General features: G+C 66.9%; 1 protein-coding gene. It reads left to right on the plus strand.

Features of this window, described 5'->3' with window-relative positions; all coding sequences use genetic code 11:
• Window positions 1-132 precede the first annotated feature (132 nt).
• Window positions 133-516: ion transporter (locus ACLD7X_RS18385; protein WP_411425127.1), on the plus strand; the 384-nt coding region annotated here is incomplete at its 3' end.

Raw genomic sequence — 516 nt, forward strand, 5'->3', positions numbered from 1 at the left:
GCACCGCACGCGGGCCGGGGCCTTGCCCGCGATTGCCGGACCGCGGGGCCGCCCCCCGCGCCTTTCGATCGGACGATTTCACACGCCCGGGCCGCAGAGCCCGGCGCCAGGACAGGGAACGGAGTGGGACGGATGGAAACCATCGAAAAGATCGTGCACGATCTGCGCTTCCAGCGCTTCATCATCGGCGTGATCCTCGTGAACGCGATCGTGCTGGGCCTGATGACGCTCGACCTGTCGCCGGGCACGATGCAGCTGCTCAACATCGTCGACGACGCCTGCCTTGTCATCTTCGTGCTGGAAATCGCGCTCAAGCTGATCGCGCTGCGCGGCGCCTTCTTCAAGGAAGGCTGGAACATCTTCGACTTCATCGTGGTGGCCATCGCGCTCTTCCCCGAAAGCGGGGGCCTGGGCGTGCTGCGGACGCTGCGCGTGCTGCGCCTGATGCGGCTCATCTCGGTCATCCCGTCGATGCGCCGCGTGATCACCGGCATGTTCGTGGCCATCCCCGGCGGG

The organism is Aphanothece microscopica RSMan92 (genome assembly GCF_046613545.2).
In the GTDB taxonomy this organism is placed as follows: Bacteria; Cyanobacteriota; Cyanobacteriia; order PCC-6307; family Cyanobiaceae; genus NIES-981.